Consider the following 12,335-nt stretch of genomic DNA (forward strand, 5'->3'; position numbering starts at 1 on the left):
TGCTTATGCCAAGTTATGATGCTTAGCCTGATGAATTAAATCTACAATGTTAGTCACATTAAGTTTCTTAAACAAACGCGCTTTATACGTGCTCACAGTTTTTTCATTAATGTCTAACTCTTGAGCTATTTCTTTGTTCTTACGGCCAATGGAAAGTAATTTTAAAACTTCAACTTCTCTAGTTGAAAGCTTTTTGAACATTCTGCTCCTACTCTTGCGTGTATCTTCATAGCGAAAATGTTTGTCCATTTTTTCACTTAGTGACGTTTCTCCAGTACTGATTTTACGCACAGCAGCTTCTAGTTCTTCAACACTAGCTGATTTATTCAAATAACCCGACGCTCCGGCTTTAAGCGTACTAATGGCATAAATTTCTTCTGGCTGATGGCTAAACATCAACACATTTACAGATTTATTTTCTTTTTTAATAGCTCTTAGCGCAGTAATACCATTAAGCTCTGGTAAATCGATTTCAGATATAATAACATCAACTTTATGACGTCTCACGAATTCAAATATCTCAATTCCACTGCCTAAACTGCCTATAACTTTAAAATCTGGTTTACTATTTAAAAATAATTCTAATCCAGTTCTAACGATTGGATGACTGTCAACAATCAAAATGTTTATCATGACAATTGTATTTTGGTTTTTGGTTAGGGTTATGTATAATTAAAGGCGCAATTGAATACAACAGTGGAGATTTGTTAAACAAAAATAATCAAAAATTAAATAAATTAGTAACATTATTTGCTAAAATGCAAATATTATTTTAATTTGTTGGGAATTTCGCAAATCGGTATTGGAGTCATTTTGTGTTTGTTTGAGGTATTGTAACGCATAAAAATTTCAAAGGCTTTACGTTGTCTTCCTTCAAAATCTTCAACTGTTTTACCTTCATCTTTCATTTGCATAGCCCATTCCAATTCTGGATAAGATGCGCCAATTTGATCCTCGTCACTTCGTGCATCTCCAAATAAACCATCACTAGGAGCCGCTTTCATAATAGATTCTGGCACTTTTAAATAGGCTCCAATTTGGTAAACTTCAGACTTTAATAAATCTGCAATCGGACTCAAATCGACTCCTCCATCTCCATATTTCGTATAAAATCCAACACCAAAGTCTTCAACTTTGTTGCCAGTTCCAGCGACTAACAAGCCTAACAGACCAGCGTGATAATACAAGGTAGTCATTCGCAAACGGGCTCTAGTATTTGCCAAAGCCATATCAACCGTAGTTTGTTTACCTTCTAAACTAACTTCGGTTTTAAATTCTTCAAACACAGGTGTCAAATCAACAACCGTGTCTTTTACATTAGGAAAACGCTCTTTTAATTGTGCAATGTGTTCTTGGGCTCTAGTGACATGACTTGGGGCCTGATGGATGGGCATTTCAATACACAAAAGATCTAAGCCTGTTTTCGCACAGAGTGTGGACGTTACAGCAGAATCAATTCCGCCTGAAATACCAATAACAAAACCATTGACCCCAGCTTTTGTGGCATAATCTTTTAACCAATCTACAATATGATTTATTACCTTTTCCGTTTGCATAATTTTTAATTTTTTATTTTAGAACTCATTTATAAAGAAGTGTACCTTTGCACAACAAAAATAACGCAATAGTGTTAGGATTAAAAATGTTTTACCAAATGCAAATTAAATTTTATGTTTTATTAGTTGTCGGATTGCTGTTTCTGTCCTGTAGTGAAGAGTCTAAAGTTGCAAAAGAAATTGCAAATATTGAAACCGATTTCACTGTTGAACGTTTTGACAAGGCTTTTTTTGAAGCAAAACCTGAAAATTTACCGAAATTAAAAGAAGCATATCCCTTCTTTTTTTCCAAACATATACCAGATTCAATTGTGATTCATAGAATGAAGGACACTTTACAACATGAATTATTAACAGAAGTCCAAAATACGTTTCCAGATTTTAAAACTTCAAAACAAGAATTGGAAGGTTTATTCCAACATTTAAAATATTACGATAAAACATTTACTGCCCCAAGAGTAATTACATTGACAAATGATGTCGCTTACAGAGACAAAACCATAGTCAATGATTCTTTAGTGCTCATTGCTTTAGATAATTATTTAGGAGCTGATCACCAATTTTATCAGAACATACCCATGTTTATCGCCGCAAATATGCGTAAAAGTCAAATTGTATCTGATGTGACTGATAATTATGCCAAAAAATATGTCTTTCAGACCGATAGAAAAACATTATTGGATGAAATGATCTACTTCGGGAAGTTACTCTACTTTAAAGATGTAATGATTCCGTTTAAAACAGATGCTGAAAAAATAGGCTATTCCGAAGCTCAGATCAAATGGGCGGAAGCCAATGAAAGTCAAATATGGAGCTATTTTATTGAAAAGGAATTGCTGTACGATACAGATCCTAAATTACCGAACCGATTTATTGCAGATGCTCCTTTTTCTAAGTTTTATTTAGAATTGGATAATGAGTCTCCAGGACGTTTAGGACAATATATAGGTTGGCAAATTGTAAAGGCTTACGCTGAAACAACAGGTGAAGACATCATGACCATAATGCAAACAGAGCCACAAATTATATTTAACAAAGCTAAATTTAAACCCAAAAAATAATGTCTAAAGTTATAAAATCGAAAATAGTATTAAACGTTGAACTCGATGAAAACCGCGTGCCAGAAAAACTAAATTGGTCTGCACAAGATGGTGGCGTAAACAACGAAGAAGCGAAAGCCATAATGTTATCGGTGTGGGATGGAAATGCTCAGGAAACATTAAAGATTGACTTATGGACCAAAGATATGCCTGTTGATGAGATGAAACTCTTTTTTCATCAAACCTTAGTCACTATGAGTGATACCTTTTTAAGAGCTACACAAGACGAAAAAATGACCGCTACAATGAAAGATTTTTGTGATTATTTTGCTGAAAAGTTAGAATTAAAAAAACAGTAAATTAAAAAATCCCAGATTAAAACTTAATCTGGGATTTTTATATGTCTACTGTTGGTATTATTCAATTACTTATAAATTATCTGCTTCATGTACTGTTTGGTAATAAGGTTCAATCTTAAAACTTTCGGAAGCAATATTCATATAATCCTCTTTATTCTTTCTTTTGTGTTGCACAAATTTAGTTGGGTCATAAACGGTCCAGACGGTAAGTTCATTTAATCGTCCTGTTTTTGTTTTCTTGTCAATTTCATTCTTTTTAATCAATCGGTCAACCGCATCTTGGTCACTCATTTTTTGTATTTTCTCAGAGCTCTGACCATTATTAATTTTATAAACTACCCAATAGGTACTATAAATTCTATTTGATTTTGCTAATTCAATATCAGGTATTGAAGCTTCAACAGTTTTTTTTGTTACTTTCGCTTTCGATTTAAACAGAGATAAACTGCTCATCATAGGTTGTTTTTTCTCAGCAATAGTTTCTTTTTCAGTAAGTTTAATTTCTTTTTTAGCTGGTGTTGCTTTTTTACCTGCGACTGCTAAATCAATTTTTTTCATATAACTTTCTTCCCCATAAGTCTCTTTTTGAGGTAAAGTTGATTTCTTTGTATCAACAGCCACTTTTACTTCTGCTTCATATTTTGGTTCTTCACTTTTTGGTGGTTCAACATCAGCAATGATCTCTTTTTTTGGAGCTGTTTTTGTACCAAAAAGATCTGAACTATCCGTTATTAAAGGTGCTGCTTCACGAAAACCGAAGGGTTCATTTCTCAATAAAGTAATTACGATTAATTTGTCGCTAAGAAGTGCTTCAACAATATATCTACCCACTGGGACATCTGCAATTGGAATCACCACATCATTATCCCTAACTTTTATAACACGCTCAAAATCGTCATTAAAAATTACGACTTCATAAATGGTACGTTCACATTTTAAAATAAGGTTATCTCCTGTGTTGTTGAGGTTATGTTTTAGCTCTTTAGCTCTAACATTTACGTTTTGGTATAGGGTAGATTTTTGACCATAAGCTATAGAAGCCAAAAGCACGAATGCGAGTGTATACAGTAGTCTCATAATAAGTAGGTTTTTGTTTTGGGAAACAATTTGAACACTAAACAAACCACTATGGCTGCTTACATGTTAACGACAAAGTTATTCGCTTTTTTGTATCCTGTTTTATATTTCAGACACGCTACTTGTTTTTTGGTTAATGTGTATTAAGGGTCGTTATAACACAAAAAATACGGTATAAAAGGGCAATTAATATTGATTTTAGAGACCTTTTATTTGTTCAAATAAGATTTTCATAACTTATTACTTAAATGTAATCTTATAGATAGCGGCATTTAAACAAGATGCATTGAAAGTGAACCCTAAAGGTTGGCAACTTTATTATGAGTAGAAAAATAGGGTTGGGTATTAAATAAATCTGATGTCAATGAATAGAAAAAGTCTGGATTCGAAACCTGGTGTTCCATAAATTTTGTAGTGTCATAAACTTCCCAAACCATTAATTCGTTCAGTTTACCCGAAGGACTATTGAGCTCTAGCTTATGTTTGAGAATCATTCTGTCAACAGTTTTCTTATCCACTAGTTGCATGGTTTTGCTAGAACCGCTTTCATTATTAATTTTAGTAACAGCCCAATAAAATTTCTGGTTTGCAGAGGTCTGTTTTTTTGGTTTCGAACCATTTAAAATTAAAGCTATACTCGTATTTGGAGTTTTCTTTATCACATTTAGACTTTCGTCTAACATCATGCCTTTTCCTTCGGCTATATCATTATTTTTATTCGAGTTTTTATCAACGCGATCATCGTATCGCATTATACCAAAGATGAAAACTTTATCAACCAATTTAGCTTCAATAACAAATTTGCCTTCTGGAATATCGTTTAATGGGATTTGTGCAGCCCATCCATCTACTGGGATTGTTTTTTCAAAATCTTCGTTAAAAATGTCAACTTGTAAGATTTTAGTTTCACTCCCTATAATTAAGCTATCATTAGAAGCATTTAAATTGTGCTTTAATTCTTTCGCTTTCGGATTAAAGTTCTTTAGCAATGTAAAATTTTGACCGTAAGCATTTACAATGGAAAGCAGGACGAGTAGTGTGCAGATGTTCTTTATCATAACATTTACTTTTAAAATTTGAGGGCGGTTTGCAAATATTGTCAAGTTAGAATACATCCATATTTGCTTATTCTAACACCAAGTTATGACCATATATCTATACCTGATTATTTTTAAGACATGTTGCGTTTTTTTTAGACAATTCACGCTCTTGTACGATATAAAGCAAAAAAATAGGATTTAATTGAACTTCATAAATAGGTTATATTGCCATGTATAGAAGTCGGTTTGCGAAAGGTTGGTCGTTATTCTATAACTACCAATATAGAAGGGCAAGAATTAATTATGAAAGTAATAAAGGAAAAAAGTATTTATTCTCAACAAGTACAAATTTACTCGTGAGCAAAAATTAAATACCTTAAGATTTTAATTATTGACGAGCTTATTGATGCTTTTGGATGTATCAGATGCATAATATGGCACTACATTAAATAGATTTGATTCAGAAGATTTAAAATAGGTCGCATTTCTAAGCTGTTTGCGCATAAACTTTGAGGTATTATAGACTTCATAAACCAACAATGTATTATTCTTTGCAATTTCTGTACTTAGTTCCAATTTATTCAAGGAAATCATTCGAGAGACTTCTTCCTCATTTTCCATACTCATAGATTTATAGGTGCCAGAAGTTGTGTTTTTTTCATATACCACCCAATACAATGACCGAACCGTGTCTCTTTTTTTTGTTAATTTTTTGGTTCCTAATATTGAACTATGATCTGAATGTTCTACTTTACTCGTTGTAGTGACAATTTTAGGTTCTTCAACCTTTGGCTCTATAGGTTCATTATTCACGAGATACATGATAATCCGTTTTCTCCCCAGTCTCGCTTGCACAATAAATTCTCCTATTGGTAAATTGCCAACGTCAATTTTAGATTCAGTTCCATTGACCATGACGGTTTGCATATAATGCTCGTTAAAAATATCGACTTGTCGGATTATTTTTTCACTCTTTAAAATTAAACTATCTGCATTTTTATTGAGACTATGCTCCAATTCACGAGCGTCACTATTGTCATTTTTTTGAAATACTACTACCTGTCCAAAACTAAAGCTGGAAAATAGAATAAATAGTAGTAAGCAAAAATTTTTAATCATGGTGCTTTAGAAAACATTGAGTATAATATAAAATAGTTTAAACGTTTTGATTTTGTGCGAAAATCCAATTTTTTCACCCTGTTATAGCCTATTTTTTTTTTAGAACCATATACTCAGCCATGGAACGAAAATAAACCAAAACCAGAATGAAACAATAAAAATTTTCAGCTATAAGAAAACGCTTAAACTACCTGAATACAAAGATATTAAGAATTAGTGTTATCGCATATCTTTATTTGTGCATGTCATAGTTTATTTGCGTATTTTGACGAAATTAACAGTAATAATGTTCTACTGATACTATATAAATTTACAAATCAAGTGGTTTAAACGTTTCGTTTTGAAGCGAAAATTTGAAATTTTTTTGAACAATTTAAGTCAATTTTGAGCGCGTAGACCGAGCAGATTTAAGTATAAAACCTTTGATTCAATAGAGCCATTCCTATTATAAATCAGAAAATTTAAAAGTATGACCTAATGGGTTCCTACATTTAAATTTTCTGATTTATAATAGGGATTAACATTAAAAAATCTTGATTTAGATGATTTAAAGTATGTTGGTTTTCTAAGTTGTTTACGCATAAACCTTTTAGTATTATAAACTTCGTAAACAACCAATGTATTGTCCTTTGCAATCTCTGTACTCAATTCCAATTTGTTCTTAGAAATCATTTTAGCTACCTCCTGCTTGGTTTTAAAACTCATTGTTTTAAACGATCCCGATCCCATATTTTTCTCATAAACAACCCAATAGCTAATACTTAGTTCTTTTAATTTTTCTCTAGGTTCTATACTCTGGTTCTCAAAATTAATATCAGGATTTTCATTACTGCGTACTTTAACATCTGCAGTTTCGAGGTTTTTGACCAAAGATGTCTTTTTTTCCAAATACATAACAATCCGTTTTCGGTCCACCCTAGCTTGCACAACATACCTACCAGCAGGTAAATTAGCAACCTCAATCTTAGATTCATTGCCATTAACTTCTACGCTACTCATATAGTACTTGTTAAAAATATCGACTTGGCTGATTACTTTTTCACTTTTAAAGATTAAACTATCCCTACTTTTATTTAGGCTATGGTCTAGAACTCGAGCTGCTCTATTGTCATTTTTTTCAAAACTTATGTCTTGTCCATAACTATATACAGCTAATAGTGTAAATACAAAAAAGCAAAGATTTCTAATCATGATGTTGTCGGGGAATATGATATAATTATGCTTACAAAGATAATCGGAATTATGTCTACACCATAACTCAATTAGCACAAGTCTTAATTCATTTAGGTGCTTAGATGGCGTTAATATTCATAAATAGTACAGTGACCAAAAATTAATAAGTCTTCAGCTTATCCTAGTTTATTTCAACTTAAAATAATTAAATTAGCCTATGCGAAAAATATTGTTTGGTGTTATAATTACCTTAGTAGTTTTATTCACTTTTAAATACTGCGAAGACAAAAAAGAAGATAAAATAATTATTGAAGCACACAGTGCTTTAATCCAAGAACAAATAAAAAACGTTGGTAAATTAGTCGTTACCGAAGGGCATTTTTCTGAAGTATTTAGCTATAAGAACTCTAAAGCCATTTTCGGAGACCTAATTTCTGCCGAAAAAAAAGCTCTAGTTGTTGTGAATGCAGATGTTACTGTAACCTACGATTTAAGTAAAATTGAATACAATATTGACGAAGCCACAAAGACACTTCAAATTAATAGTATTCCAAAAGAGGAAATAAAAATAAATCCGGATTTTGAATATTATGACGTACAAGCCGATTTCCTAAATCAGTTTGACGCCAAAGATTATAATAATATTAAGGATACCGTAAAAAAATCGCTGATGAAAAAAATTGAAGCCTCCGATTTAAAATCCAACGCACAAAACCGATTAATGAGTGAGTTATCCAAGTTCTTTATCTTAACCTCTTCGTTAGGTTGGAAGTTGCAGTATAATGAAAATTCTATCGAGGATTTAAATCAACTGCAGGATTTAGAAATAATTTTGGATTAGTCTTTATAAAGTTTGAGAAAATAGTTCTGCAAAGTTTACAATTTTACGGAGCTGCAGATTTAATTGAAAAAAATGGCGTTAAATCTATGTCTATAGACAAAACAAAGACCAAAAAGCCCTTTCCTTGGGAAAGGATTTAGGATAGGATTTTTCGTTTCAAGCTACCTATTCCTCCGCCATTGATGGCATCAATCCCATTAGTTTTTAATAGGCTAGCGGCATTTGCAGAACGCATTCCACTTGCGCAATGTGCAATAATAGGCTTATTGAGTTTCTTAATTTCATTTATTCTATTCCCTAATTCTTGAAGAGGAATATGTTTAGCGTTTTTTATATGTCCACCTTGGTATTCACTTTTAGTTCTAACATCTAAAATAACAGCCCCTTTTTCAATATATTCTGAAACGTTATCAGTTGATTTTCCAAATAAAGCATTTAATATTCCCATAGTATTTATTTTTGTCAAAATTCAAAAAATCTTTCAGAACCTAACGTAACCAAAGTTACATTAAATTATATTGTGCTTAGAAATCTTCCTATTTTAGTGCTTTTCAACATTTATGAAACCAGAAACACGTCAACAACAGATTATAAGAGTCGCGGCCAAACTGTTTAAAGAAAAAGGCTACAGCGCAGTAACCATGCGAGATTTAGCCAGAGCTATGGGAATCAAAGCAGCAAGTCTCTACAATCACATCAATTCAAAACAAGATATTTTAAATACCATCATTATTTCATTGGCTGAAGAGTTTACAGTTGGCATGACAGAAATTAGTACTTCAAATAAATCCTGCATAGATAAGCTTAAAAAAATCATCGAATTACACGTTCATATTTCAAGTAAAAACAGTTACGGAATGGCATCCTTAAATAACGATTGGATGCATTTGGAAAAACAATTAATCTACTACAAAAAACTCAGAAGTGATTACGAAAACGATTTTAAAATTATTCTCGAAAAAGGCATAAAATCTGGAGAAATCATAAATGTAAAACCAGATGTTATGATGTTTTCAATTTTAACAACCTTACGTTCACTTTACATCTGGATTCCAAAAAAGGAGGCTATAAACCTTCAAGAATTAACGGATAACTTATGCAATATACTTATCAATGGTATTACCAATAAATCATGACTTTACACGCGATTTGTAGCCAATTAACATATTAACAAAATCTTTAGAATTAATTTTATAACTTTGTCATGCAAACTAACAAGTGTTAGTCACCTGTTCCTACAAGCTTTCGTTTTGGTGACTGAGCTTAGTCGAAGTCAAAACCTTGTAGGTATAATTAAAAGTCGAATTTGTTTTAAAAGACATCCGAGTACAATTTAAAAAGATACCACGCTCAAGGTGTGGCACAAGATGGCAGAATTTCACAAATTAAAAGTTGCAGACATATATAAGGAAACCGAAGACACTTCGGTGATCACTTTCAATGTACCTTCAGAATTACAGAACGAATTCAAATTCCGTCAAGGGCAACATTTAACACTAAAAGCAGATATCAATGGTGAAGATGTGCGACGTTCATATTCACTATGTTCAAGCCCAAATGAAAATGAGTGGAAGGTCGCGGTAAAATTAATTCCTGACGGAAAATTTTCTAGCTACGTTAACAACGAGCTCAAAACCAATGACGACATTGAAGTGATGTCGCCAAGTGGAACCTTCGGTGTTGAGGTCAACGCAGAAAAAGCCAAGAATTATTTATTTTTTGCGGCTGGAAGTGGCATTACACCTGTCCTATCCATGGTAAAAGCACATTTACAAGGTGAACCAAATTCAACTTGCAAACTATTTTACGTCAATAAAACCGCAAAATCCATTATCTTTAAAGAAGAATTGGAACAACTGCGGAACACCTATTTTGGAAGATTGGAAATCTATTATTTCCTAACCAAGGAACGACGGGATATAGAATTGTTTAACGGACGTTTCGATGATGACAAGATGAAAGTTCTTACAAAAACCTTCATCGATATTCCAGACACCAGCGAAGTATTTCTCTGTGGTCCAGAAAAAATGATCAACTATGTCAGCTCCTATTTAATAGAAGCAGGCTTACCAAAAGAATTAGTGCATTTTGAGCTGTTCGTAAAAGGCCTTTCAGATGAAGATATCAAGCGAGCAGAACGACTGGCACAACAAAATGTAGAAGGCACAAAAATAACAATCGTAGATGGCGGAAAAGAATTTTCCTTCACTATGACCAAAGAATACGACAACATTCTAGATGCAGCCTTGGGCGCTGGAGCCGATTTGCCATTTGCCTGCAAAGGAGGCGTTTGCAGCACCTGTAAATGCGAAGTAAAAGAAGGTGCTGTAGAGATGAAAATCAACTATGCATTAGACGAAAAAGAAGTGTCGCAAAATTTAGTGTTAAGCTGTCAATCTGTACCAACATCAGACAAAGTCGTGGTCGATTTTGACGTTTAATTAAACGATCCTGTAAGGTTTTCAAAACCAGACCGGTTTAGAATTAATAATAATTTGGGCGTTACTCTACTTCGCTAAAGAGCTTCGTAGAGTCGGGCTTTCCGCTATATCTTTTTTGATAAAAAAAGGAGCCGCTACAATCCCTAACGCACTTGTCTGCCAACAATAGGCAATATCAGAAACCTTTAATTATTTGCTAAGGTTTAAAAAGAAGTTCAACAAGCTGAAGGCTAAAAGCCAACAGCTAAAAGCTTAGAAAAAAAATGAGTGAAGAACAAATAAAAAATTTAGAGGCTGAGCACAGTCGAAGTCTAGAAGAACAATTCGAGGCACGTATCGCAAGAGACGAAAAAATCGAACCGAAAGATTGGATGCCAGAAAAATATCGTAAGACACATATTCGTCAAATGTCGCAACATGCACATTCCGAAATTGTAGGTATGCTTCCCGAAGGCAATTGGATAACGCGCGCACCTTCATTACGACGAAAAGTAGCGTTATTGGCAAAAGTGCAAGATGAAGCTGGTCACGGTTTATATTTATATTCAGCAACCGAAACTTTAGGTATTTCGCGCGATGAAATGTACGAGCAACTGCATACAGGAAAAGCAAAATATTCGTCCATTTTCAACTACCCAACCATTACATGGGCAGATATGGGAGCTATTGGCTGGTTAGTAGATGGCGCAGCAATTATAAATCAAGTACCATTGTGCAATACGTCTTATGGACCATATGCTAGAGCTATGATTCGTGTATGTAAGGAAGAAAGTTTTCATCAACGTCAAGGCTATGAAATTATGATAAAATTGGCCAACGGAACACCCGAACAAAAGGAGATGGCTCAAGACGCTTTAAACCGTTGGTGGTGGCCAAGCCTAATGATGTTAGGTCCAACAGATGCCGAATCTATTCACACAGAACAATCCATGAAATGGAAATTAAAGCGAAAGTCTAATGACGATTTACGTCAACAATTTATAGACCAAACCGTTCCACAAGCCGATTTAATCGGACTCACAATTCCAGATCCAGATTTAAAATGGAACGAAGAAAAAGGAAGTTACGATTTCGGGGAAATTGATTGGGATGAGTTTTGGCAAGTAGTAAAAGGTCATGGTCCAATGAACAAAGAACGCATGAAAGCAAGAGTAGGCGCATGGGAAGAAGGCGAATGGGTTAGAGATGCCGCAATGGCATATGCTGAAAAGAACCAAGAAAGAAAAGAGAAACAAGCAATTTAACTTTCATCGTCAGTTCGAGTAAAATTGCTTTTTCTGTAATTTTGTATCGAGAACAAGATGAAACAAAACATATATTATGTCAGACAAAAAAAACTGGCCACTTTGGGAAATCTTCGTAAGAAGTAAAAATGGATTAGAACATAGACATTGTGGAAGCCTTCATGCGACAGATGCTGAAATGGCTTTAGAAAATGCAAGAGACGTGTACACTAGACGAAACGAAGGCGTGAGCATTTGGGTTGTAGAATCCAAAAACATAACGGCTTCAAATCCGGAACACAATGGCGAAATGTTTGAGCCAGCTCAAGATAAAGTCTACCGTCACCCAACCTTTTACGATTTACCAGACGACGTAAAGCACATGTGACAAATTCATGCGAACGCAGGAATCTCATAAATTAAAAGAAAACCTATGATGCTCTGGATTGTCCCGTTGAGGGGACTT

General features: G+C 33.7%; 14 protein-coding genes. 7 read left to right on the plus strand and 7 right to left on the minus strand.

What is annotated here, in order from left to right; all coding sequences use genetic code 11:
* Positions 1 to 3: 3 nt before the first annotated feature.
* Positions 4 to 633 carry a response regulator gene (locus HM990_RS15225; protein ID WP_178989987.1) on the minus strand — a complete coding sequence of 210 codons (630 nt, stop codon included), beginning with the start codon at positions 631 to 633 and terminating at the stop codon, positions 4 to 6.
* A gap of 134 nt (positions 634 to 767) precedes the next feature.
* A complete protein-coding gene (gene nadE, locus HM990_RS15230) occupies positions 768 to 1,556 on the minus strand; it encodes an NAD(+) synthase (RefSeq protein WP_178989990.1) in 789 nt (262 codons plus the stop codon).
* Between the two features lie 98 nt (positions 1,557 to 1,654).
* Between nadE and gldB the strand changes: the two genes are divergently transcribed.
* The gene (gene gldB, locus HM990_RS15235; RefSeq protein ID WP_229719282.1) at positions 1,655 to 2,617 is read left to right on the plus strand and encodes a gliding motility lipoprotein GldB; all 963 of its coding nucleotides are present in this window, start codon (positions 1,655 to 1,657) and stop codon (positions 2,615 to 2,617) included.
* The gene (gene gldC / locus HM990_RS15240; protein ID WP_178989994.1) at positions 2,617 to 2,955 is read left to right on the plus strand and encodes a gliding motility protein GldC; all 339 of its coding nucleotides are present in this window, start codon (positions 2,617 to 2,619) and stop codon (positions 2,953 to 2,955) included. Before gldB ends, gldC begins: the two co-directional genes overlap by 1 nt.
* A 69-nt stretch (positions 2,956 to 3,024) precedes the next feature.
* Here gldC and HM990_RS15245 read toward each other — a convergent pair whose 3' ends face one another.
* The 4 genes from HM990_RS15245 to HM990_RS15260 form a co-directional block, all read right to left on the minus strand.
* Positions 3,025 to 4,032 (minus strand): hypothetical protein, encoded by a 1,008-nt coding sequence (locus HM990_RS15245; RefSeq protein ID WP_178989996.1) that lies wholly within the window; start codon positions 4,030 to 4,032, stop codon positions 3,025 to 3,027.
* Between the two features lie 299 nt (positions 4,033 to 4,331).
* Complete coding sequence (locus tag HM990_RS15250; protein ID WP_178989998.1) at positions 4,332 to 5,090, minus strand: hypothetical protein; 759 nt, start codon at positions 5,088 to 5,090, stop codon at positions 4,332 to 4,334.
* A 366-nt stretch (positions 5,091 to 5,456) separates the two neighbouring features.
* Positions 5,457 to 6,191: a hypothetical protein gene (locus HM990_RS15255; RefSeq protein ID WP_178990000.1), complete on the minus strand. Its 735-nt coding sequence runs from the start codon at positions 6,189 to 6,191 to the stop codon at positions 5,457 to 5,459.
* A gap of 474 nt (positions 6,192 to 6,665) precedes the next feature.
* Positions 6,666 to 7,382: a hypothetical protein gene (locus HM990_RS15260; RefSeq protein WP_178990002.1), complete on the minus strand. Its 717-nt coding sequence runs from the start codon at positions 7,380 to 7,382 to the stop codon at positions 6,666 to 6,668.
* Between the two features lie 199 nt (positions 7,383 to 7,581).
* On the opposite strand from HM990_RS15260, the gene HM990_RS15265 reads away from it, so the two are divergent.
* Positions 7,582 to 8,205 carry a DUF4230 domain-containing protein gene (locus HM990_RS15265; RefSeq protein ID WP_178990004.1) on the plus strand — a complete coding sequence of 208 codons (624 nt, stop codon included), beginning with the start codon at positions 7,582 to 7,584 and terminating at the stop codon, positions 8,203 to 8,205.
* Between the two features lie 136 nt (positions 8,206 to 8,341).
* Here HM990_RS15265 and HM990_RS15270 read toward each other — a convergent pair whose 3' ends face one another.
* The gene (locus tag HM990_RS15270) at positions 8,342 to 8,653 is read right to left on the minus strand and encodes a rhodanese-like domain-containing protein (RefSeq protein ID WP_178990006.1); all 312 of its coding nucleotides are present in this window, start codon (positions 8,651 to 8,653) and stop codon (positions 8,342 to 8,344) included.
* A 112-nt stretch (positions 8,654 to 8,765) separates the two neighbouring features.
* On the opposite strand from HM990_RS15270, the gene HM990_RS15275 reads away from it, so the two are divergent.
* The 4 genes from HM990_RS15275 to paaB all read left to right on the plus strand — a co-directional run bounded on the left by HM990_RS15275 (position 8,766) and on the right by paaB (position 12,257).
* Complete coding sequence (locus HM990_RS15275; protein ID WP_178990008.1) at positions 8,766 to 9,341, plus strand: TetR/AcrR family transcriptional regulator; 576 nt, start codon at positions 8,766 to 8,768, stop codon at positions 9,339 to 9,341.
* A gap of 231 nt (positions 9,342 to 9,572) precedes the next feature.
* Positions 9,573 to 10,646, plus strand: a complete 1,074-nt coding sequence (locus HM990_RS15280; protein ID WP_178990010.1) for an FAD-binding oxidoreductase — start codon at positions 9,573 to 9,575, stop codon at positions 10,644 to 10,646.
* Positions 10,647 to 10,909: 263 nt separating this feature from the next.
* Positions 10,910 to 11,890 (plus strand): 1,2-phenylacetyl-CoA epoxidase subunit PaaA, encoded by a 981-nt coding sequence (gene paaA / locus HM990_RS15285; RefSeq protein WP_178990012.1) that lies wholly within the window; start codon positions 10,910 to 10,912, stop codon positions 11,888 to 11,890.
* Positions 11,891 to 11,966: 76 nt separating this feature from the next.
* Positions 11,967 to 12,257 carry a 1,2-phenylacetyl-CoA epoxidase subunit PaaB gene (gene paaB / locus HM990_RS15290; RefSeq protein ID WP_178990014.1) on the plus strand — a complete coding sequence of 97 codons (291 nt, stop codon included), beginning with the start codon at positions 11,967 to 11,969 and terminating at the stop codon, positions 12,255 to 12,257.
* Positions 12,258 to 12,335 lie beyond the last annotated feature (78 nt).

It is taken from the genome of Winogradskyella schleiferi (assembly GCF_013394655.1).
GTDB lineage: Bacteria > Bacteroidota > Bacteroidia > Flavobacteriales > Flavobacteriaceae > Winogradskyella > Winogradskyella schleiferi.

What these genes read in the sequence shown, in the direction of transcription:
- HM990_RS15225 (WP_178989987.1), bottom strand. Translation starts at nt 633, where the DNA reads ATGATAAACATTTTGATTGTTGACAGTCATCCAATCGTTAGAACTGGA.
- nadE (WP_178989990.1), bottom strand. Translation starts at nt 1,556, where the DNA reads ATGCAAACGGAAAAGGTAATAAATCATATTGTAGATTGGTTAAAAGAT.
- gldB (WP_229719282.1), top strand. Translation starts at nt 1,655, where the DNA reads ATGCAAATTAAATTTTATGTTTTATTAGTTGTCGGATTGCTGTTTCTG.
- gldC (WP_178989994.1), top strand. Translation starts at nt 2,617, where the DNA reads ATGTCTAAAGTTATAAAATCGAAAATAGTATTAAACGTTGAACTCGAT.
- HM990_RS15245 (WP_178989996.1), bottom strand. Translation starts at nt 4,032, where the DNA reads ATGAGACTACTGTATACACTCGCATTCGTGCTTTTGGCTTCTATAGCT.
- HM990_RS15250 (WP_178989998.1), bottom strand. Translation starts at nt 5,090, where the DNA reads ATGATAAAGAACATCTGCACACTACTCGTCCTGCTTTCCATTGTAAAT.
- HM990_RS15255 (WP_178990000.1), bottom strand. Translation starts at nt 6,191, where the DNA reads ATGATTAAAAATTTTTGCTTACTACTATTTATTCTATTTTCCAGCTTT.
- HM990_RS15260 (WP_178990002.1), bottom strand. Translation starts at nt 7,382, where the DNA reads ATGATTAGAAATCTTTGCTTTTTTGTATTTACACTATTAGCTGTATAT.
- HM990_RS15265 (WP_178990004.1), top strand. Translation starts at nt 7,582, where the DNA reads ATGCGAAAAATATTGTTTGGTGTTATAATTACCTTAGTAGTTTTATTC.
- HM990_RS15270 (WP_178990006.1), bottom strand. Translation starts at nt 8,653, where the DNA reads ATGGGAATATTAAATGCTTTATTTGGAAAATCAACTGATAACGTTTCA.
- HM990_RS15275 (WP_178990008.1), top strand. Translation starts at nt 8,766, where the DNA reads ATGAAACCAGAAACACGTCAACAACAGATTATAAGAGTCGCGGCCAAA.
- HM990_RS15280 (WP_178990010.1), top strand. Translation starts at nt 9,573, where the DNA reads ATGGCAGAATTTCACAAATTAAAAGTTGCAGACATATATAAGGAAACC.
- paaA (WP_178990012.1), top strand. Translation starts at nt 10,910, where the DNA reads ATGAGTGAAGAACAAATAAAAAATTTAGAGGCTGAGCACAGTCGAAGT.
- paaB (WP_178990014.1), top strand. Translation starts at nt 11,967, where the DNA reads ATGTCAGACAAAAAAAACTGGCCACTTTGGGAAATCTTCGTAAGAAGT.